This is a genomic window from Bartonella sp. AA2SXKL, assembly GCF_042197205.1.
In the GTDB taxonomy this organism is placed as follows: domain Bacteria; phylum Pseudomonadota; class Alphaproteobacteria; order Rhizobiales; family Rhizobiaceae; genus Bartonella.
The window spans coordinates 1-22,610 of the sequence record NZ_JBHIRN010000010.1 but is presented as its reverse complement, the minus strand read 5'-3'; the positions used below and the strand labels follow the sequence as shown (position 1 = coordinate 22,610).

Genomic DNA, 22,610 nt, shown 5'->3' with positions numbered 1-22,610 from the left:
AACGGGTTTATTTACACGTTTTTATAAGCATGAAAGCAGGAATATCATCACCAAATCCAATAGGTGTGTAATTCTTATTTTTTCGTGAGCGTTGTTGCTCAGATGGCTTCTCCTTATTATTTGCATTTTTGATATATTCTGTTTTATTCTCTTCTACAGATTTTTTAGTGTGAGCAACAGTCTCTTTTGGAGTAGTTTTCTTTGATGGTTTTGAAGATTTTTTCTTTACAACAATATCTTCTGTTTGATCATCGGCTATTAAAGTTGAGAGATCTCCATTGAGCCATTCAATTTTTTCATTACTCATTTCCTCGATGGCATTGATATATTTTTGATCAGCTTTTGTAACGATTGTAAAGGCTTTTCCGCTACGATTTGCACGCCCTGTACGACCAATTCGATGGATATAGTCTTCAGCATGTGTAGGAACATCATAGTTAAATACATGACTTACAGCTGGAATATCGAGTCCACGGGCAGCAACATCAGAAGCAACAAGAAGTGTAAGTTTATTATTTTTAAAATCAGCTAGGGTGTTCATGCGCGAATATTGGTCCATATCTCCATGAAGTGCCCCTACATTAAAGTTATGTTTGATGAGCGATCTAAAAAGTTCAGAAATATCTCTCTTTCGATTACAGAAAATGATTGCATTTTGAAGCTCTGCACCTTCATTTTGGATAAGCTCTCGTAAAACCGCTCTTTTATCCCATGATTTATTTCCAGATTTGACAAGCCGTTGTGTAATTGTGGTAGCTGTTGAGGAAGCTTTTGTAACTTCAACAGATACGGGAGAATGTAAAAATTGTTTCGTTAGTTTTGTAATTTCTGGCGCCATTGTTGCAGAAAAGAACAAAGTTTGACGCGTAAAAGGGGTTAGCTTACAGATACGTTCAATATCAGGAATAAAGCCCATATCCAACATGCGATCAGCTTCATCAATCACAAGGATTTCAACGCCCATCAGGAGCAGTTTACCGCGCTCGCAATGATCAAGAAGGCGCCCTGGTGTTGCTATAAGAACATCAGCTCCCCGTTCAAGTTTGCGATCTTGGAGTTCAAAAGAAACTCCACCAATCAAAAGAGCAACATTTAAACGATGATTTATTCCGTATTTATCAAAATTTTCTTCAACTTGAGCTGCAATTTCTCTTGTTGGTTCTAAGATGAGTGTACGGGGCATTCGTGCTCTTGCACGACCTTTTTCAAGGAGAGTGAGCATAGGCAATACGAAAGAGGCGGTTTTACCTGTTCCCGTTTGGGCGATTCCTAAAACGTCTTTTCTTTGAAGGACATGCGGAATTGTTTCACTTTGAATAGGTGTCGGAGCTGTATACCCCGCTGATTTCACCGCATTAATAACCTTTGCGGAAAGACCTAAATCATCAAAACTGTTTAAAGATGGTATCATTTTTTTATCAACTGCTCTGTGATTTTAACTGCGCTATCTAATGATGATTATAACCAATATTCTACACTCTTTAAAAGTGTTAAGATGTTTTCACAAAAAAAACTAACTATAACAATCATATACATATAAAACGCATAATACAATCATTAATAGCGAAATTGTTCTGATAAAATGCGCTCATCCCATGAATGATTTGAGTCAAAAAGGATTGAAGCTGTTACTTCTGTTGCCATTGAAATAGTAACTGAATGGACAGATTTAACTTCAATATTATCTGCAGCAGCGTTTACAGGGCGTTTGTTAGGTTCAAGCATATCAAAGCGCACTGTTACTGTATCGGGAAGCAAAGCTCCATGCCAACGCCGAGGGCGAAAAGGGCTAACGGGAGTGAGGGCCATAAGGGGAGCCATAAGAGGTAAGATAGGTCCTTGTGCTGATAAATTATAGGCGGTTGATCCAGCTGGTGTAGCAACGAGGACACCATCACAACTTAATTGTTCCATGCGTACGTTGTTATCAATGGTGATGCGAATTTTTGCCGCTTGATAAGATTGCCGAAAAAGGGATACTTCATTAATTGCAAGCGCCTCGATAGAATCTTGACATTCAGATTTTGCAATCATGCGCAGGGGATGGATTTCTTTTTTATGTGCGGCAGCAATACGATTGGGCAATTTTTTTTCATGAAATTCATTCATAAGAAATCCTACAGAACCTTGATTCATACCATAAATAGGTTTGCCTGTGTTCATGATATCTCGTACGGTTTGTAACATTGTCCCATCACCACCGATTGCAACAACAATATCAGTTTCTTCCAGAGAAGAATGACCATAAACGGAAATTAATTTATGGGTAGCTTTGATAGCCTCCTCAGTTTCTGCGGAAATAAAATGAAAGCGACTTGGTAATGTAGCCATTTAAAAATTATCCTGATACTTATAATTTATGTTGTAACTTATTTTTGAGAGTTTTGAAGTTGTAATAAATGCTCTTTTTATAATAAAAAGAGCATTGAATAAAGAGAAGTTATTTCAAGGTAAAGTATCATTAAAAAGTAAAAGGAATGCGTCGTTAGATAAATTACAAACGAGTAATTTTTTTTATTAGAATGATAATTTAGCATTGAAGCTAAGGGTATGATTAGTTAAAAGACCATAACTGATTTTAATAATCAGTGTGAAGCACCCGTAGCTCAGCTGGATAGAGCGCTGCCCTCCGAAGGCAGAGGTCACAGATTCGAATTCTGTCGGGTGCACCAAATTTTTCAACTTTATATCATATTAAATAACAATATTATCTAAAAAGAAGCCAATTTCCTCTTTTATGAAAATGGTTATTTGAGTTGTTTATTAAGTTTTGCAGCGAATAAGCAAATGATTTTAAGAGAAGTAAAATTTACGGCTGCGTATATAATTTTTCGGTTAGTCATTTTGAATATCGAGATAAAAAAGCAAGGTTATCTAAATATGCTTTCAATTTAACTATAAACATTTATAACATAAAAATACATATTAATTCAATATGTTATTGTAAAACTGATCTGGCGATGTTGATAGTAGATCGCTAAATATATTGTTTTGAGCATTAAAATAGATAGCTAAATTTGCTTTTATTCTATTTTTGGAGTTAAAGGCTGTTATGGTGATATGGAACGCGGATGAGGAATATCACCAGTTAAAGGAATAATAAGGGGGAAAAAACAACCGTTAAGATTTGAATTGTTTCAAAATGCTGTATTCGATATGGTTTTGATATGGGTATCTGGTGATTTCTCTATACACCAATATTGCCAGTTATGTTGGATGAGGGATTGTTTACTTTTAATCAACTTTCTTATATACTGAACGCTAATTATGGTGGTTATTTAGTTGGGAGTATGTTCTTTACGTTTGGCAGAATTGGGATTATATTTCTTGCTCCTAGCATACTATCTTGTGCAGCTATAGTGATGAGTGCACTTAATTATTTTCATGGCGTTAACACTTAGTCCTTTTGATCCGTTTTGCTGCTGGTGTTGCGAGTGTAGCAATGATGGTTTTGGGTTCTATTATAGTCATACAGCATAGCCATATGGGCGGGTTATTGCTTCGCTTTATGCAGGTGTAGGAGTTAGTATTCTACTACTAGGTAATGAATATGTTATTATTAGTTTGAATATGACAACTATATCAAAAACATCTCCGTTATTTCTTCCATTGCAAATAAAACCGCTCCTGTTAATAAGAAAAAACCATCCCAAAAATATGAATTGACCAATCAAATAGATTTCGTGACTGGTCATATATCTTATATCGCATTCGTGCTTTAAACGATTTTGGTGATGTAAAAAAAGGCGATCTGGATGCTTTTATTGAAAGTGAAAGCAATCTCTCTCATGATGGTAATTGCTGGGTTGCTGATAATGTCTGTGTTGTAAAATCTGGTTGTGTTTATGAAAATATAAGGGGCTATGGCAATGCTGCCATTGGTGGCTATGTGTATGGCAATACCCTTATATGTGATAAAACCCATGTGTATTTTGGTGTTCATGTTTATGACAATGCTCATCTTTCTTATAACGTTTGAGTTTATCATTAAGCGCGGGTTTATGGGAATGCAAAATTATCCGGTAGTGCACGTATTCATAGCAATGCCGCGGTTTATGATCATGCGGTTGTTAGGCAAGGTTTACGGCAATGCTAGCGTGGGGTGTCATACTAAGGTCTACGGCTCTGTTTATGGCAATGCCAAGATCTCCTGATTATATCGTGATTAGAAGTAATGTATATGGCAATGCAAGAATAAAAAGACATAGCGATTTATATTCGGTTCCCATAAATTGAGAGGTTTATGAAAGTGATGATGTTATCAAGATTGATAAACAGAATAAATGACAGACGTGGAGGGTGCTTCTTTGATGGTTATAAACGCATCATAAAAGAAAGCTGTGCCAATTGATATGACGCTGCTTTTAAATAGAGGTACTACAGATCATACAAAAGAAGTCAATAATGAATGTATGTATACAAAACGTATCATATTGCAAACGCTCTATTCTATTGATTAAAACTGATCAAAAGGAACGTAAATGACAGATATGATCTTTAATCACTCATTTGAATTACAGAACCTATAAACACTTTATGTATGGCTATAAAGCGTATTAAGAATAACGCTCGCATTTTTGAAGTGGTCATTTGACACAAAGTACATTATCAAAATGTCTCAACGCTTGGTAGGTTCATATCAAGACAATCAAGAGAAAATGCGTATTAAGTAAATATTTGTAACAAAACCCGTTGTTTACATTTACGAACATTGGTTTTTAAAAGCAGCTTTTCATAAGACAATAAACAACCGCTTTTTATAAAATCTAAGGCTTTTAAACTGTTATAAATCTAGGTTTCAAACGTATTTATAGAGATATCATTTTATGTCTCTAAACGTTTAAACGTTCATTTAGTGAGGTTCTCATAAGCGTATTTTCACTTTGCATTTAAACATAACTTCTTTTCAAATAAGCCGCTCTATATTTGGGCTGGCAAAATTAACCAGCTCAAATTCGAGTTCGTTAACTTTAGAATAGAGCATTCTTTAAACATTGTCGCTTTTGACTCAAAATTGAGTAAAACACCATGCCTTTGTAATATGATTGCAATCCTTTTGAAATTTATCTACTTATCTTTGTCTTAATAAGTATCCTCAAATTTGAGGGGATTTCATTTGGTTTCGTATTTTTAAACTATAACTTTTAAAACGTTTTTTGCTTGTTTGCCTGCGTTATATCATTAAAAATCTTTTGATTTCTACGACATAACATTATCAATTTCATTACCTGTTGTGATGATAGTATCTATATAATGTCTGCTTATTATTGACTAACTTTTTAGTAAGCGGCGCTTTAAAATCGACTTGTCTTTAAATCCTTTTATGTGCCCTTAATGAATTAAAACCTATTCTATGATAGTTTCAAATGATTATTTCTTTTAAGGTTTAGCTCAAAAAAAGAGTAAACCCCATACCATTTTTTAAACGCATGCAATTTATGTTATCGATAATTTCAAACGATTACGTTTTTAATAATGCGATTTGTGTGTGATAAAAACGTATCATAAAATTTATGAACTGTTATGAATGATAGCTGCGTTCACTTCATTTGAATGTTTACATGCGTTTTATGGTCTATCCATACATGGTAATTGTTTATGAAAAATGGTTAATTAAATCACGTATAAAAGTGTAGATTTTAAATGGGATTCATATAAAATAATTGCACACAAACTATTGACTTTATTATATTTTTTTATGAATAAGATTCCATCTCGTTTAGACGTTACAAAAGAAATCACCAAAGGCCTTATTGATAAGATTCTTCTCTTACACGGCGTTATCACTTTTGTTTGCAAAAATCTGCTTCGCTTTTGACTTTTGATATGGATAAAACCTCTTTTGAGCTAGAGCAAAGAATTTTTTAATCATGGAGAGTGCAACAGTGCTCTTCAAAATCTTGATTGGTCTGTTGAAAAAATTAAAGAGGTAGATAATTATTCAGCACGTTATCAACTACCAGATTGTGAAGTACAAATTCTTTATAATGACGCAATTATCAAAGGTTATCCGTAATTTGATGTTGGAGTTTCGATTAGTACTGGTATTTTATCTGCAATTGATCCCTATCAATTCTCAGCACTTACAAGATCTACAACTTGATTTTTATAAAAAGGGGTTGAGAGTTTGTGAAGAAGGAATATATGCAGATTGGTTGGAATTAAGCTTGATTATGTCTTGAAATAGGCGATAGAAAGAATTGATCTTCATAAATGCTTTTATTCCAGATATGGAGCACCATCTTGGCGAAAGAATGAAGTTGGAGGCACATAAAGGTTATCAAGGTATATGATGCAGATTATAGCTTACTTCATATTGGTGCACTGTCTTTATTGGGTGATGTTGCAACCTTACAATCTTATTATCAAAGTTTCAGTGCAGAGGATCATTTAGGCTTTGATGAAAATACCCAACAGATTCATCTGAACGTGCATTGGCTTTAGTCAAAGAAGTGGTGAAATCTAAGCAGCTCAGCTACGCTTTAATTAAAAAGTAGCAAAAATATGAGCTATCTAGAAGAAAAACAAAGTTCTTAATAAGGGCCTTTCCAGAGAGGTGGAGTTTCATTCTTGCAAGGAAAAAAATAGCTAAATTTATCGAAACAAAAGCTAAGGAATAGCTCCTTAAGAAATATCAAGAAGATCTAAAAAGATTATAGGAGCCAGAGTCTGGTTTAAAGATGCCATCATCAGTTGAGTGAACTCAACAATGGTGGAGTTTTATCCATTGGCGGAAATCTGATGTTTGAAAGAGGCTTTCTTGATGTGAAGGTAATATTGTAATAAATAATTATTATAAATCAATATATTGTATATATTCATTGTTTTGAGATTAATGACCATTGACAAATAATTTTGCACCATTTTCTCTCTCCCAGCTTTTCGTCAATCATCAATGAAAATTTTTTATAATGGAAAGTTCATTGATAATATAACTTTTGTATGTCATTATTTTACGCTTAAAAAAATATAAAAATAATGAAATGCAATTGAGTTATCAACTGCTTATTCTTTTCAATTTTTAATCATAAAAAAATCTTTTTATTCATTTTGCTTGTAAAAAGAACTAGCTTTTTTCTGGTGATACAAGTGGAGAAATAAGGATTTTAGATATGTTTCTGCGTTCCATTTCAATCACTTTAAAGTGTAAACCATCAGTTTCAAAGCTTTCTCCCTCATTTGGTAAATGACCAAACTGCCAAAGCATAAAGCCTGCCAGAGTCGTATAACGATCTGCTTCATCCACAAGGTTACGCCCAAGATAACCACTTAAACGGCGGATATCAGCATATCCCTCAACAAGAAGACTGCCATTTTCAAGTTGTTCTGCGATCATGAGTTCTTCATCGTCATCAGGAAAGTCTCCTGCAATAGCTTCAAGAATATCGGTTGGTGTTGCAATTCCTTCAAAAGATCCATGCTCATCAACAATAATTGCAAGCTGAATCGAAGAATGACGTAATTGCTCCATCAATCGTAAAACACTTGTATTTTCATGAACAACAAGGGGTTCTCGCATAGCTTTTTTCCAATTAATCTTTTTCCCCTCAGCCAAATTCAAAAGAAGATCTTTTGTCAACGCAACGCCAACAAATTCATCCACTTTTTCACGCGCAAGAATTAAGCGGCTATGTTTAACCTTTTGTAATTCTTCACGCATTTCATTTTCATCAGCATTTAAATCTAACCACTCAATCTCATTACGCGGCGACATGATAGAGCGAACAGGGCGATCAGCTAAATCGAGAACACCACGAATCATCTCCTTTTCTTCTGGTCTAAACAACTCAGAAGCTGCGGCCTGTTCAGCAATAACATCTACAGTCTCAGCAAGGTGACTATCTTTGCTTCCTCCTCCTAAGAGCCTCAAAACAGCATCAGCTGTTCTACTGCGTAGATTATTCGTTTTAATCATTTTTTCACGGTTACGACGTCCAATTTGATTAAAAGCTTCGATGAGAACAGAAAAACCAATAGCAGCATACAAATACCCTTTTGGAATATGAAAACCAAATCCTTCAACAATGAGAGTAAAACCAATCATCATCAAAAAACCAAGACAAAGGATTACAATAGTGGGATGACGATTAATAAAACGCATAAGAGCACCAGATCCGCACATCATTACTCCCATAGCAGCTATGACTGCGATATACATAACTGCTGCCTGCTCTTTTGCAATCATACCTGTTGCGGTAATAATACTGTCTAGTGAAAAAACAGCATCCAGCACCACGACTTGGACGATTACTTGCCAAAAAACAGCATAACCAACGCCTGTTTTTCTTTCATGTGATACTCCTTCTAACCTTTCATGTAATTCTAGCGTTCCCTTTGCGAGCAAAAAGGCTCCACCACCGATTAAAATAAAGCTATGCCAACTAAATACAAAAGATGAAAGTGAAAGAATTACCCTATCGAGTCTCATAACCCATCCAATAACGGTAAGAAGGAAAAGCCGCATAATTAATGCTAAAGTAAGACCTATAAAGCGTGCGCGGTCACGCAAATGCAGTGGCAATTTTTCAGCTAAAATTGCAATAAAGATAAGGTTATCTATTCCTAAAACAATTTCGAGAAAAACCAGCGTGATCAAACCAAACCACGCATGGGGATCAGTGATCCATTCCATCATTCATTACCTTTTAGAAGCTTAAAAGCGCGCGATTGACAAAAAAAATTCATAGGCTTTTATTCGTATATTGGATCATGAACATTGAATATAAAAAACTTATATTCAAAGAAAAAAACAGCACAATATTGCTTGAATGCATGTTATTGTTGATAAAACAAAACGATGCCCCATCCCGCTTACAACCACAAGAAGGTTCCTCTAATTTTCGCTCGGGCATTATGCTCGATAATCCTCTAACTATAGGTTCTGTATAACAATCAGAACATTTATTTATAAAGCCTCTTATAATGGGTTTATTTTTATATAAGATCAAGTGGTGAATATCATATTTTTAACCTTACAGACAATGAGTTTATATAACAAACAACAAAATATCTGGACATCTATCCTTAGGAGCGTTATAGAAACGCTCATTCTCGTCTTTTGAGAAGCTTATGGGTGATTAGCTCAGTCGGTAGAGCAGCTGACTCTTAATCAGCGGGTCGTGGGTTCGATCCCCTCATCACCCACCATTTTATTTTATACCGTAAATAACTTATTGATTGCGTAATTTTTTTTAAGGTACGAGTTGCTAAATAAAATTGGGCAGTAGGATTTCCCCATATCTGTTTGTTTAAAAGTGAAGATTGTTGATATAGCTTAGTCATCGGTTTTTGTACTTTTTAGGGGATTCAAAAAACTTCCAAAGGACATTTAAAGATCTTTTAATGCGTATTGTTTCTTTTTTTAAGTTGCAATTGGTAAGGAGAAGCCTCTTACCGACAATTGTGTTATTTAAAGGGGTATAAAAATCAACAGTTTTCACTTCTTTTAATATAAATTGATTAATTTTTTTTTGGATTTTTAACATATTGTTTAACGACAGAAGAAACTTTACACTTTAGTTGTGTCAGCAGCGTGGATATTTTTTGATAACTCTCCCGCTTAAACAAAAAACTTCTGTAATAATCATCAGTATTCCAAGAGGGTAAATCAAGATAAAATAAAGTAGTTAGCTGGACATACAAGTAATAAAATTAGATCAGTTTAATTGTTTAAAGCTAATACCTGTTAAACGAAAGACAATAGGCTTTAATGAGGCTTAAAGTTTTAAAATATTAAGCTGCGTGGTTACGCTATGCTGTCTTTCCATTAGCTTAACCTCTAAAAATATAAATATTAAGAAAGCCACACAGATTCATTATAATATATTTATTTATAAAGAATTGATTATTCTTTATTTAAAAAAAACTTTACTATCATAAACTTCTTTTGTTTCAATCCCTCTTATAATGAATTAATTAAAATCATTCATTTTTGCATCATAAATGGGATTAACGTGTGGATAAAGACTATTGAAGAAAGGCATAAAAATAATTCTCATTAATGTTCTTAAGTGCTAAAAGTTATCATAACATTGGAAAAATAGTATAATGGCGCAGGCTTGCTCTTTTATTAAGTATAAAGATAATGGTGCAACAATAGCTTTACTATTATACCATTCACGGGTATTGTTGTGTAATGGGGAAGAGCACTGAGAGAGTTTTCTTAAAAAAGATATGTAAATTGGTAACACGATGGTGTTCTGTTCTTATATAGGCACACAAAAAGAAGTAATTGATAGCCTTTTATTTATTCAGGTGGTGTTTTGGGGGCTCTTTTCCAATATTGTTGCGCCTCAAAAATGACGACCACAAATAATGAAAGGATGAGCGGTATAATCAAATAAAACATTCTAAAAACAATAAGTGCTGCAATAACATCGGTTGGATTTATATTGGGCATGCCTGTTATGAAGAGAGCTTCAAGAACTCCTACTCCTCCTGCTGGAGCATTAGAGAGAAGAGTTATCGTAAAAGACGCTAGGAAAACACCAAGAACAGATATAAAATGAATATCTGCGTTATGTGGGAGAACAGCATATATAATTCCTGCTGCTCCTAAAAGCTCTAGAGGGCTAATGAGAAGCTGTTGAATAACAATTTTCAGCTGTGGATAGGAGAGTTGAATTTTTTTACCCAAGCGTAAGGGTTTTAACTGAAGCCAGCTGCCAAACGTATAAAGTGCTATACAGCTGAGTAAAATTGCTCCAGCCGTTGTTCCGAGCCATTCAGGAAGTTCTTTATGAATGAGGGTGATAATTTCGGGTTGCAGCACCAAAACGATTCCCAAAAGTAAGATTGTGCCGATTACAAAAGTAAAAGAGCAAAAACCTACTAATATCGCGATTTCTGTTCCATTTAATCCTTTCATTTTATAGGCGCGATAGCGTACAACGGCACCAGAAAAAACTGAAGCACCGATATTGTGTGAAAGAGCGTAGGTTGTAAATGAACATATAGCGATAAAAATCCAAGAAATTTTATGGCCTAGATGTTGCAAAGCAATTCGATCATATCCAGCAAGAGCAGCATAAGCTAGGAGAGAACATAAACAGGCTAATAACCAGTGCTGTGCATTTAAATTGCTCAAGCGCTCCAATACATCCCCAAATGAAATGACAGAGAGCTTCATGTAAAGAATTCGAATAGATACCAGCATTGCTAAGATACCAATCAATGGCCATATAAATTGCTTTATTTTCACGATTCTGTATCCATTTTATGTTTTCTGTAAATTTTCATGATTGAGCATATTCCTTACAGATCTTCGTTCTGTTATATACTCTATAATGCCATTGGCAATTTCTTCATCATCTGTTACTACAACATCAGCACCTAAATCAATGAGATATGTTGTTTCTGTGTCGGATAATGCATGTGTGATTATCTGGATATCTTTCTTCATATCACGGATATTCACGATACATTCTCCTACTTCAATGGTACTTCGCATTGTAATAACAACTTTATGTGCATTATTTATATTTGCTGCGTTCATTATTTCTTGTTGAATGATATTGCCGCAAATAGCCTCAAAGCCATCTGCAATCGCTTTATCAGAGAGGCGTTTTGATTCTTCTACGATCACTATAGGTTCACCTCTATTTATTAAAGATAATGCAACACACTTACCGATACGACTATAGCCAATAATTACGATATGGTTGTTTTTTAAGGTCATCGGTAAAAAATCTTGGTCAGGATCTTGTGGATCAATATCAATAATTGTTTGGGTATTTTGTGAAGATGCAGAATTTTTTTCTAGACGTTTTTTAATTTTATTACAGGCAATGAAAACAAGAGGATTGAGCAAAATAGAAAAAATTGCTCCTCCAAGAATTAAATCATGAGCGTCATTGTTTAAAAGTCCTAAGCTTAAACTTAAACCAGCAAGGATAAAGGAAAATTCTCCGATTTGGGCAAGGCTTGCAGAAATAGTCAAAGCTGTCGCATTAGAATAGCGAAAAGCTTTAACGATGAAAAAGGCAACAGCAGATTTTCCGATTACGATAATGAATAAGGTTGCTAAGAGAGGGAAAAAATGAGTTAAGAGTTTCTCGGGGTCAAATAACATGCCTACAGAAACAAAAAAGAGAACAGAAAAAGCATCGCGCAGTGGTAAAGATTCTTCCGCGGCACGGTGGCTTAATTCTGATTCGCTCATGACCATACCAGCAAAAAAAGCACCAAGAGAAAGAGAAACTCCAAATAAATGAGCGGCTCCGAAAGCTACTCCTAATGCAATAGCAAAGACGCTAAGACGAAATAATTCACGTGATCCCGATTGTGCGCTCATTTTTAAAAGCCATGGGATAACGCGTCGCCCAATGACGAGCATAAGTGCAATAAATACAATTACCTTCAGGATGGTGAGACCAAAAATACCCCAAATACTTAAATCCAACCATTGAACAAGAGGATCCAACGCTTCTTTTTTGGTATTGCTGAGGGCACTTGCCAAGGAAGGGATGAGGACAAGTATAAGGACCATTGCTAAATCCTCAATAATCAACCATCCAACGGCAATGCGTCCTTTTTCTGTTTCAATAAGATGACGCTCTTGCAAAGCACGTAGCAGGATAACGGTACTTGCTATGGATAAAGCAAGACCGAAAATCAAACTACCACTAAAGCCCCATCCCATAATCAGACCAAGGCACAAACCTAGAAAAGTAGAAAATGCCATTTGTGCAATAGCAGCGGGGACAGCAATAGCTTTGACAGATAAAAGGTCTTTTAATGAAAAGTGGAGCCCAACACCAAACATCAGCAAAATAATACCAATTTCAGCAAGTTGATTAATGATGACGGAATCTATTTTAAATCCGCCTGTATTGGGTCCCACAATAACACCAGCTAACAAATAGCCTACAAGGGGTGAAATACGTAAACGGCTAGCAATCATTCCCAAGAGAAATGCTAAACATAAGCCTGCAACAATAGTTGTGATAAGTGGTGTGTCGTGGAGCATGGATTATTTACTATTCTTGATCAAAAAGCGAATGAATGAAAACGACTATATTTCTATGAGAAGAGAGGCGAGATGTACCATACGCATTAAAGGGCATTTTTATTTCACTTTGATATTTGCACGATTATTTCGCTCACGCCACCAATTTCCTAGCAGGAGTAAAATAGGAGCAGCAATAAAGATAGAGGATGATGTTGCAATAATAATCCCAAAGACCATGGGTAATGCAAAATTATGAACAGCACTTCCACCCCATATCGCCATGGGGAGCATCGCAAGAATTGTTGTGGCTGATGTAAAAAAACAACGTACAAGAACCTGATTAATTGACAGATCAATCAGCTCGCGCAACGGCATTTTTTTATAAAGACGCATATTTTCGCGCATCCTATCATAGACGACAACTTTATCATTTATAGAATATCCAACAATTGTTAAGAGTGCGGCGATAGCCGTTAAATTAAAATCAAATTGAAATAAAGCAAAAAAGCCAATCATTTTTGTGGTGTCTAGAATGAGAGTGATAATTGCTCCAATGGCAAAGAACCACTCGAAGCGTAACCATATATAGAGAGACATGGCAATAGCCGCAAGAATAACAGCAGTAAAAGCAGCTGTGGCAAGCTCACCTGAAATTTTGGGACCAACAACTTCTATTTGATCGAATGTGGTATCGGGATAGATATTTTGTACAGCTGTTTTGACCTTATCAATGGCGGTGGTTTGTTGTGCTTCGCCACCGCTTTGTTTCTGCATGCGAATTAATACGGTATTTTCGTTATCAATATTTTGCAAGGTAACTTCACCAATATTAAGAGTAGAAAGCTTGGAACGCAGAGTTGCTAGATCTGCTGGTCCTTTCGTGGTAATACTCATTTGGCTTCCGCCAATGAAATCAATACCAAAATTCAATCCAGGCTTAAAAAAGAGAAAAACTGAAGCCATTGATAAAACAATTGAGACGCCAATACCAATGAAACGTGCTTTCATAAAGTGGAAAGTTGTGTTTTGTGGCATGATGTTGAAAGCAGAGTGAATATGCAACTTTTTAATTTTCCATTTACGAACGATCCAAATCATGATGATGCGTACAATGGTGATATTTGTAAACATGGAGATGATAATACCAAGCAACATTGTTACGGCAAAACCACGAACGGGACCGGTGCCGAACCAAAATAGTAAGACAGTCGCTATAATTGCCGTAACATTTGCATCAACAATGGTTGCAAAAGCGTGTTTAAATCCACGATCTAGGGCTGCAAAAGCACCCACACCTTTTCGACTTTCTTCACGGATACGTTCATTGATAAGGATATTAGCATCAACGGCAATACCGATGCCTAAAATAATACCAGCAATACCAGGCAGCGTAAGCGTAGCTCCCAAAAGACTCAGTGCAGCAAATGTTAAAATCGTGTGCAGAGCTAGTGCTATATTGGCAATTAATCCCCAAATACGGTAGAGAAGAAAAATAAAAATTGCAACAAGAATAAAGCCAATTATGCCGGTGTAAAGTCCCATTTGGATGGCATCAGCACCAAGATTTGGACCTACGGTTCTCTCTTCAATGACCGTGAGTGGTGCGGGGAGGGAACCAGCACGAAGCAGAGCAGCCAGAGTTGAGGCTTCTTTGGAGTCAAAGTTTCCTGTAATTTGACCTTGTCCATTGGGAATGACACTATTGATGGTCGGAGCGGTTAAAACTTTATTATCCAGAACAATGGCAAAAGGACGGTTAATATTTTGTCGTGTTATATCGGCAAATATTTTTGCACCAGCGGAATCTAGCGTAAATGAAATAATGGAACGTCCTGGTATTTGGGGGTCAAAACCTGCACGGGCATCTTTCAGGACATTTCCATCTAAAGCAATTTGATCATAAATTGCATAGCGTTGCGTTTCATCAGTATATCCAGGAAGAATTGAAACACCTATCGGTGGATTATTGGGATCCACATTAGAAGGAACAAGATGAAAACTCATTTTGGCAGTTGTTCCTAAAAGATCACGTAATTGTTTTGGATCTTGTAAACCAGGCAATTGGACCATAATACGGTCATTTCCGACCTTTTGGATGGCTGGTTCTGAAACACCAACTTGATCTATACGGCGCCGGATGATTTCTAAGCTTTGTTCAATAGCATTGCTTATACGATCTTTTATACCAGCTTCCGTTAATGTGATACGAAACATTTCATTTTGAGCACTGATCGTGATGTTATGTTCTGTCGTGCCAAAGCTACTGTGTATGGGGATTATTAATGTTTTCAAAGCAGAGAGTGCTTTTTCAGTTTGTGAGGGATCAGAAATAAGCGCGACAACGCTATCTTCAACAATACGCACATTTGATGTACGGATTTGTTTTTCACGCAATACATTGCGCACATTGCTTAAAACGATGTGTAATTGATCGCGTTTTAACGTTTTGCTATCAACCTCGAGCAGAAGAGAAGAGCCTCCTTGAAGATCAAGACCAAGTGCCACACGGGTATTGGGTAAAAATTTCGAGTTGTTAACTTGTTCGTGTGAAAATAAATTGGGTAAGGCAACATAAATGCTGCTTAAAAGAATAAAACAATAAAGGGTAGTTAACCAACCAGGTGTACGCATGATATATTCCGTAAATAGGCAATCTAACAGTTATTCAAAGTTAAAAGCACAAGTAAAATAAGATGATCGTTTTTATATTCAAGGAAGAGAATTAAGTATGTTCATTGGGAGGAGCGCGTTTATTTGAGAAATATTGTGTTTTAACGTTACGAAATCGTGTGTCAACAGCTGGAAGCTTTATTAAAAAGAAATCCAATGTTAGGATTTTTTGAAAGGTCCTGATAAAAATAGATTCTGTATGGAGTGTTACAAGTTTTTTGTTTTCAGTTGTGGTAACATTCACATGGTCACACTTATGATGTAAATCAAGTCTATTCGTTTTAATGACATTATTGATGTGTGATTGTTTGATTAAATAAGCACGTGTTTCTAGGTTGCTCGTCAAGAATACACCTAAACTGGATAGAAAAATCCAGGTTGTCAAAGGAAGAAAATCTTCTTTTTTGCAATAAAGGTGCAAAAAAAACATGCTAGAGTGCCTTCTTTAAACTTATTGAGTTCAGCTTATTTATCATTCTTTTATCTTATTACCAGTATTATAGGATAAGGGAAAGCTTTTATAAGATTATTCTATAAAAGTTGAAAATATCTACTTTATACCATATTTAAAAGAGAAAAATAAAATCCCTTTTGTGCTCATAAGGTAGATATGTATTCATTTTGTAGAAAAAACATCCACATACTTTTCCTTCTTTTGGGGATTATCTTTGTATTTAATTCTGGTGCATGGGGTAATAGGGGGGCACAAAATACAATTGTCGAACAAACGATAGCTTCTTATTCAGTTGATGAAATTATTCAGCAACAACAGTTGATTATTGAGACTCTTGAAGAAAATACTGAAACTTTAAAAAGAGATTTTGACAGAAAGCCAGAAGATGAGCGTGCTTTAGAAGAATTACGGTTACGTGCACAAGATATCAGTGAACGTGCTATTGAGGCAGCATTTGTTTTGCGTCCTCCTCTTAATGAGATTAATACACTTCTTGATCAATTAATGGAGCTCCATCGTGACGTGAAAAAACTGAAAAGCTCAGTGAAGGAATATTCCTACTTGATAGAGCAAAAAGCTAAAATTAACAGTATCATGCTTCGTTTTGAAGCAATTTTCTTAGCGGCAAATAGAATAGCTGAACTTTCTATTTCTCAATCTCGGGAGCTTTTTAAACGCACGCTTACGTATAGGCTTGAGTTTTCGATTCCGATGGTTAAACATCTCGCCCAAAAAACAAAAGAGGCTTCATCAGATTTTCTTGTGTTGTTAAATTCTTGGTGGAATTTTATATTTTACTTCAAGTTTTTACAACTATTTCTTTGCTTTTTAATTCCACTTTTTATTACTTTGGGACTTTCGTATTTTTCTCAAAAAGTTCTTGTTCATGTGTATTGCCACTTTACGAAGTCTAATGAGGAAATATCTTATTTACAACGCTTATTGATCGCCTTTATTTCAGTTCTCTTACCTTCACTTATCTGTATTTTTTGCGTTTACCTTGTGTTGTTTTTGTTTCGTAGTTTTAACTTAGATCCAGGTAAGCTTACAACAGTTTTTGATATGATAGGTTGTCAAATTATTTTATTATTTTTAATCAATCGATTAGCTGTTGTTCTTCTATCATCGAATCGGCCCCATGTGCGTCTTCTCAGTATTGCACCATCGTCTGCTTATCAATTAGTGATTTTACTCACTTCTTTAGGGGGTATTTTGGCATTTGACGCTGTTCTTGATAGTATTTATCAAATCATTTCAGCGCCTCTATCTTTGACAATTGCTAAAAGTTTTATTGCTGTTTTTCTTGTAGCGATATTGCTATTTATAATATCATTTGTACCTTTGCGGTTTAGACGTAGGCGTGTTCAAGAAGAAAAAAAAGAGCCATACTTTTGGCCATTTTATATACGCATTCCTCTTATTGGCTTGGGGTTACTGCTCTTTGTATTGAATTTTTTAGGTTACGTTGGACTTGCACGTTTTATTACGCAGCAAATTATGATTGATGGAGCATTTTTAGTTCTCATGTATTTAGGAATACAAAGCGCTCAAGCACTTGGAACTAAAGACCAATTTATGAAAACAACGGTTGGTCATCTTTTGATGCAGAGGTTTCATTTAGAAGAAAAAACGATGAATCAATTGGGAGTTTTTGTGAGCGTTTTTCTCAATTTATTTGTTGTTATATTTTGTGCAATGCCAATTGCTGTCCAGTTTGGATTTTCCTATTCTGATTTAAAAGCAGTTTTGTGGCAATCGGTGACCGGTTTTCAGATTGGAAATATTAGTCTTTCTTTGATTTCTCTTGTAACAGGAATTATTTCTTTTTGTGTTTGCTGGTTTCTTATTCGCCGATTTATTGGTTGGTTAGATAATGTGGTGTTGGTTCATGGAGAGTTCGATTCTGGTATACGTAATTCTATCAAAACAGTGATAAGTTATGGAGGCGTTGTTGTATCTGCTTTGACCGGATTATCAATGGCAGGTTTGGATCTTAGAAATTTCGCTCTTATTGCTGGAGGACTTTCACTTGGTATAGGTTTTGGTTTACAGAATATTGTCCAAAACTTTGTCTCTGGACTTATTATTTTAGTTGGAAGACCATTTAAAATAGGGGACTATATAGAATCTGGATCAGTAGGGGGTGTTGTTAAGCGTATTAGTGTGCGTGCAACGGAACTTGAGACAATTCAGCGTAAGACGATTATTATTCCCAATTCAAGCCTTATTAATAACAACGTTAGTAATTGGACACGACATAATAAAGTAGGACGAATTGATGTACCAGTTACTGTATCATCTAAGGTTGCTCCAGAGCATGTTGCTAAAATTTTGTTAGAGATTGCTTCTGCGACAGAAGGCGTTTTAAAAAATCCTATCCCACAGGTAAGTTTTACAGCATTTGATCGTAAGAGTTTTTCCTTTAATTTGGCTATTTATGTGCCTAATATTACCTCATCTTCTCATGTAACCAATGCTCTTCGATTTAGCCTATATAAGCGTTTTTCTGAGGAAGGAATCTTAGAATGCTGAAATATACTTATATTTTGATTACAGTTATTCTATTAAGTATTTTTACCATAACAGCTTTTGCTGCAACAGTGAAGAATACTGATTTAAAGATACAATCTCTTATTGTTGTTGAAGGAAGTATACCTTCAAAAATTTCTTTAAATACTCATCAAACAATTACAATTTGTATGAAGGGATGTTTTATAACTTTTCCTAATAAAGACCGTTTTGCAATAAAGGCAGATGATAATATAGAAATCAGTAGGGGAAGAGCAATTTTTAAATAAAATGATTGAGAATTTTTGTTTTGGGACAAGATTTAGAAGGATAATGATATTGTGTGTAATTAATAATCTCATCCTTTAGAAAATGGTAAAAAAAAAGTATGATTTTAGTATAAAATGGATGTTTTTTTATACTATGTAGAATCTACAGTATGCATTTTGGATGTAAGAATATTGAGGTATTTATAGTATTGTTAATGAACATCGATTTTCTAAAAATAATTACATCATTTTTAGAATTTTTTCATGAAAAAAGGCATAAAATATACTATTTTGTGATTTTTTTGCGGTAATTTTAATACAAAATGTTTTATATTTCCTCCTTTTGACAAGATAATAGGTATTTTTATTAAATATTTATTATTTGAAGTAATCATTATTATAACATTTTAAAATTTATTTGATAATATTAAATTTTGATGTAATGATATATTAATATAGTAATAGATTTAAATGTAATTATAAAGGAGTACATGCGATTTTGCGGCATAAGATTTTATAAAACTTTGTTTTTCTAAATGTGATTTTTGATTATATTTAAATTTAGCAATGGGGTATAATTTTATGAATACAAAATTTATAACAGCATCTGTTTTTTCTTTGATTTCACCTTCTATAGTACAGGCTGCAGATGTGGTGGCTCACGAAGAGCCAGTACATGTTGCCTCAGAAGTTGTTGCTTCTTCACCTTTTTCTTGGGCAGGTTTTTATTTCGGGGGGCAAGTTGGTGGCTTTTCAAGTAAGATTTCTGCAACAGTGCCTGATGTTAATATTCCTCTCTATCCTGATGAGGGGAGTAAAAGTAAACCATGGATACCTGTCGAGAAACAGAAAATGCCCGATCTTTCTGGGTTTATAGGTGGTTTTTATGCGGGTGTTAATTTTGATCTCGGTAATAATTTTATTATGGGGATTGATACGGATATCATTTTAACGGAAAAAAAGGATACAAAAACAAGATTTCATGCAGATGAATCGAGTGCTGGTGGAACTGAAGGATCCAGCACTAAAGGATCGGGCACTGAAGGATCGGGTAGTGATACTGAGGAATTAGATACAGAAGAAAAAAGTCGAAAAAAGGCAAAAATTGTCAGGAGACAGGGCAGAGGCTTTTCTCGCTCTTCTGCAGAGGATAAAGAAGAGAAAGACAGTTTAACGTTTAATCATACGTTAAAACAAAAATGGACAGGTGCTACACGGGTGCGTGTTGGGTTTTCTGCAGGGCGTGTGATGCCTTATATTGCTGGTGGTGTTGCTTATGGACAGTTTCAGGATATTTTGTCGACAGTAATTACGGGAGGTGAGCCATTTAATAGGACATCGGATGTAACAAAAACGATGATTGGTTATACTCTCGGTGGTGGTGTTGATTTTGCAATGACAGATCATCTTATTGTGCGTGCGGAATATCGTTACTCAGATTTTGGTAAAAGGAAATTCAAAGACGAGATTGAAGTTAAGTATAAGACGAATGATTTTCGCGCAGGAATAGCTTACAAATTCTAATTTTGTAGGATAAAGGAGCTTAAATTTAAGAGGTCCTATTTCTTTGATAGGGCCTTTATTTTTTAATTTTATGCATTGTAAACACTATTTTATGGTGAAAAAAGGGGGGCTTTGACTTTGAGTGAGAATGAGGAGGTAAGGAAGAGTTACTCAGATTCTTAATTGTTAAGAATAAAAAATTTTTAGTTCACGAGGTGTGGTTGAAACATTTATTGGCAAAGAAGGATTGCTTCGTCTTTCATATTATTACAGTTATCACTTTATAATACCGTTATAGAGTTGCAAACAGTAAACTTAAAGAGAGTTTTTACTATCTGAGTAATGAGAAAATAAAGAAAATTTACATAGAGTGGTGCGGACGGCGTGTACGTTTGTGCAACAATTTTTTCTTCCCTTAGAACTCTCTACAATATCACCTGATAGCACAGTTTATCTTTTTTCTGTTTAATAACTAATTGTTTTTATTTTATTTTATTTATTAAATTGCCTTTTATATATAATCTTGGTACCAGATGAAAGTGCTCCAAGTGCAATTCAAAAGGTGGTTTTTAAAAGGTGGTTCGAAGAACGTGATAGACTGTCTGTCTTATCTGTAAAAAATCTATCTAAAGGAAAATATGCTGACAGAGCTGGTTTATGGCTTATCAAAACTACACCAGATCAAGGATGATGGGTTTTTAGGTTTGACCTCAATATAAATACGACGAGAAATGGGATTAGGCTCTTGTCGCAATGTATCTTTAAAAGAAGCACTGTTCAAAGCTTTAGCTTGTCGTGATCTTTTAGATCAAAGAATTGACCCGATTCGCCGAAAACAAAAAGAAAATTTACGTCGAGCAGGGGGTATTTCTTTACGAGAAATTGCCTCTAGTACTTTTGAAGCCAAAAAAACGAATTGAAAAATGAAGGAAAAGCAGCAAGCTGGTTAACACCTCTTGAGTTACATGTTTTTTCTAAACTTGATGATACGCCAATCATTGAACTGACGCAGATTGATATAAAAGGATGCATTTTTCCCATTTGGAAGACAAAAAACGAAACAGCAAGTAAAGCTCTATCCCCGCTTGAATATAGCTATAAAACATGCGGCGGCACTTGGTATAAATGTAGATATGCAATTAAAAGCAAAAGCTTTATTAGAAAAGTTTATTCAAAATGCCCCAAATATTCCAGCTATGCCATGGAAAGAAATGCCTAAGTTTTTTCAATCTTAAAATGATGAGCTTGTATCACATCTAGCTTTAAAACTTCTTATTTTGACGGTTTTTTTATACCAATCAGGCATATTTAGAGATTTATGGATCAATATGGATTATCCCAAAAGAAAATATGAAGAGAATTGTTGGAAAGGTTTCTGACTTTCATGTGCCGCTTACAGCTGAAGCGCTTGCTGTTATTGAAAAAGCAAAAAATGGTTTTTTATTTGTTGAGAGTTTTGGAAAGCCCATATCTGATGTAGCACTTTCTAAATTCATGAAAAACAAAGGTTTTAATTATAGACTTCATGGTTTCAGATCGATTCTGCGGGACTGTATAGCAGAGACAACGTCAACACCATTTGAAATTGCAGAATCTGTTCTTGCGTATTCAGTTGGGAATTCAGTGACAAAGGCTTACATGCGGACGGATTTTTTAGAATAGCGCCGTGTTCTCTCAGAACAATGGGCGTCTTTTATATCTGGAGAGGCTTGATAATTGTTATGTCTATTGTCGCGTCAGGTGTCTAAGAAACATTTAAGCGATTAGCGGATAGATTACGATATAATCTCTCTTTCCTCGCTTTAAAAGCGGGAAGGGGGTAAAGCTTTCAGTTTTTGGTTAGCCACTGTTTTATAATGTGCAAAGATATTGTCTATCGCATCCATAAGGCGTGCAAAATCAAGGATAAGCAAAAAAAAGAAAAAATGCTATCCACTTCATCAAACGAGACATCATTTTCACACTTTGATAGGTGATGATCATTTCTTGAAGTATTTCTTTTTCTGATTCTGTAAGCTCTGTGTGTTTTTTGGATTTTTTTCTAGCCATGTTTCCACCCACACACGCGTTCACCTAGATTATTGTGCTTTAAAATTTCTCTTGCTAAGTTTGAACTGATGGTGTTCAGATCTTTCCGGCTTAAATAAATTGGCAACCAGCCAATACAAGAAGAAGCATATTTATTTGTCGCGCAACCAGTCAGAGAGAGCAGTACGCACATCAGCATCACTTTTTTGATTAACTTCACTTTCCACCT

18 protein-coding genes, 2 tRNA genes and 1 pseudogene are annotated in these 22,610 nt (G+C 35.1%); 12 read left to right on the top strand and 9 right to left on the bottom strand.

Annotated elements, in window-relative coordinates; all coding sequences use genetic code 11:
• Positions 1-7: 7 nt before the first annotated feature.
• Positions 8-1,411, bottom strand: coding sequence for a DEAD/DEAH box helicase (locus ACFINS_RS07035; RefSeq protein WP_375612144.1), 1,404 nt, complete (start codon positions 1,409-1,411; stop codon positions 8-10).
• A gap of 146 nt (positions 1,412-1,557) precedes the next feature.
• Entirely contained in the window at positions 1,558-2,331 is a 774-nt protein-coding gene (locus ACFINS_RS07030) for an NAD kinase (RefSeq protein WP_375651187.1), read from the bottom strand.
• Between the two features lie 264 nt (positions 2,332-2,595).
• Between ACFINS_RS07030 and ACFINS_RS07025 the strand changes: the two genes are divergently transcribed.
• The 5 genes from ACFINS_RS07025 to ACFINS_RS07005 all read left to right on the top strand — a co-directional run bounded on the left by ACFINS_RS07025 (position 2,596) and on the right by ACFINS_RS07005 (position 6,444).
• Positions 2,596-2,672, top strand: a tRNA-Arg gene (locus tag ACFINS_RS07025).
• Between the two features lie 537 nt (positions 2,673-3,209).
• A complete protein-coding gene (locus ACFINS_RS07020; RefSeq protein ID WP_375651185.1) occupies positions 3,210-3,401 on the top strand; it encodes a hypothetical protein in 192 nt (63 codons plus the stop codon).
• A 546-nt stretch (positions 3,402-3,947) separates the two neighbouring features.
• Positions 3,948-4,154, top strand: coding sequence for a hypothetical protein (locus ACFINS_RS07015; RefSeq protein ID WP_375620801.1), 207 nt, complete (start codon positions 3,948-3,950; stop codon positions 4,152-4,154).
• Positions 4,155-5,987: 1,833 nt separating this feature from the next.
• The gene (locus tag ACFINS_RS07010; protein WP_375706031.1) at positions 5,988-6,182 is read left to right on the top strand and encodes a hypothetical protein; all 195 of its coding nucleotides are present in this window, start codon (positions 5,988-5,990) and stop codon (positions 6,180-6,182) included.
• 88 nt (positions 6,183-6,270) lie between these two features.
• Positions 6,271-6,444: a DUF6990 domain-containing protein gene (locus ACFINS_RS07005; RefSeq protein WP_375631244.1), complete on the top strand. Its 174-nt coding sequence runs from the start codon at positions 6,271-6,273 to the stop codon at positions 6,442-6,444.
• Positions 6,445-7,066: 622 nt separating this feature from the next.
• Here the strand turns inward: ACFINS_RS07005 and ACFINS_RS07000 are convergent.
• Complete coding sequence (locus ACFINS_RS07000; protein WP_375651183.1) at positions 7,067-8,635, bottom strand: TerC family protein; 1,569 nt, start codon at positions 8,633-8,635, stop codon at positions 7,067-7,069.
• A gap of 436 nt (positions 8,636-9,071) precedes the next feature.
• Here ACFINS_RS07000 and ACFINS_RS06995 point away from each other — a divergent pair.
• A tRNA-Lys gene (locus ACFINS_RS06995) sits at positions 9,072-9,147 on the top strand.
• Between the two features lie 1,099 nt (positions 9,148-10,246).
• Here ACFINS_RS06995 and ACFINS_RS06990 read toward each other — a convergent pair.
• From ACFINS_RS06990 to ACFINS_RS06975, 4 genes are all read right to left on the bottom strand, one after another.
• A complete protein-coding gene (locus ACFINS_RS06990) occupies positions 10,247-11,200 on the bottom strand; it encodes a YbhN family protein (RefSeq protein WP_375612150.1) in 954 nt (317 codons plus the stop codon).
• Between the two features lie 15 nt (positions 11,201-11,215).
• Positions 11,216-12,967: a YbaL family putative K(+) efflux transporter gene (ybaL, locus tag ACFINS_RS06985; RefSeq protein ID WP_375613485.1), complete on the bottom strand. Its 1,752-nt coding sequence runs from the start codon at positions 12,965-12,967 to the stop codon at positions 11,216-11,218.
• 99 nt (positions 12,968-13,066) lie between these two features.
• A complete protein-coding gene (gene secD, locus ACFINS_RS06980) occupies positions 13,067-15,580 on the bottom strand; it encodes a protein translocase subunit SecD (protein WP_375651181.1) in 2,514 nt (837 codons plus the stop codon).
• A 91-nt stretch (positions 15,581-15,671) separates the two neighbouring features.
• Positions 15,672-16,049, bottom strand: coding sequence for a hypothetical protein (locus ACFINS_RS06975; RefSeq protein WP_375651179.1), 378 nt, complete (start codon positions 16,047-16,049; stop codon positions 15,672-15,674).
• 180 nt (positions 16,050-16,229) lie between these two features.
• Between ACFINS_RS06975 and ACFINS_RS06970 the strand changes: the two genes are divergently transcribed.
• The 6 genes from ACFINS_RS06970 (at position 16,230) to ACFINS_RS06945 (ending at position 22,015) form a co-directional block, all read left to right on the top strand.
• Positions 16,230-18,605 carry a mechanosensitive ion channel domain-containing protein gene (locus ACFINS_RS06970; RefSeq protein WP_375706030.1) on the top strand — a complete coding sequence of 792 codons (2,376 nt, stop codon included), beginning with the start codon at positions 16,230-16,232 and terminating at the stop codon, positions 18,603-18,605.
• The gene (locus ACFINS_RS06965) at positions 18,599-18,871 is read left to right on the top strand and encodes a hypothetical protein (RefSeq protein ID WP_375612155.1); all 273 of its coding nucleotides are present in this window, start codon (positions 18,599-18,601) and stop codon (positions 18,869-18,871) included. The genes ACFINS_RS06970 and ACFINS_RS06965 overlap by 7 nt, the downstream gene beginning before the upstream one ends.
• Before the next feature lie 561 nt (positions 18,872-19,432).
• Positions 19,433-20,374, top strand: a complete 942-nt coding sequence (locus ACFINS_RS06960) for an outer membrane protein (protein WP_375612156.1) — start codon at positions 19,433-19,435, stop codon at positions 20,372-20,374.
• 710 nt (positions 20,375-21,084) lie between these two features.
• Positions 21,085-21,273 (top strand): hypothetical protein, encoded by a 189-nt coding sequence (locus tag ACFINS_RS06955; RefSeq protein WP_375706029.1) that lies wholly within the window; start codon positions 21,085-21,087, stop codon positions 21,271-21,273.
• Positions 21,270-21,572, top strand: a complete 303-nt coding sequence (locus tag ACFINS_RS06950; RefSeq protein ID WP_375706028.1) for a hypothetical protein — start codon at positions 21,270-21,272, stop codon at positions 21,570-21,572. Before ACFINS_RS06955 ends, ACFINS_RS06950 begins: the two co-directional genes overlap by 4 nt.
• Positions 21,573-21,703: 131 nt before the next feature.
• Positions 21,704-22,015 carry a hypothetical protein gene (locus tag ACFINS_RS06945; RefSeq protein WP_375612158.1) on the top strand — a complete coding sequence of 104 codons (312 nt, stop codon included), beginning with the start codon at positions 21,704-21,706 and terminating at the stop codon, positions 22,013-22,015.
• Positions 22,016-22,181: 166 nt separating this feature from the next.
• Here the strand turns inward: ACFINS_RS06945 and ACFINS_RS06940 are convergent.
• Together ACFINS_RS06940 and ACFINS_RS06935 are read right to left on the bottom strand one after the other, a co-directional pair.
• Positions 22,182-22,402: pseudogene (locus ACFINS_RS06940) on the bottom strand (hypothetical protein).
• Positions 22,395-22,610 (bottom strand): hypothetical protein (locus tag ACFINS_RS06935; RefSeq protein WP_375706039.1); only part of this gene is annotated, 216 nt, incomplete at its 5' end. The pseudogene ACFINS_RS06940 and the gene ACFINS_RS06935, both read right to left, overlap by 8 nt.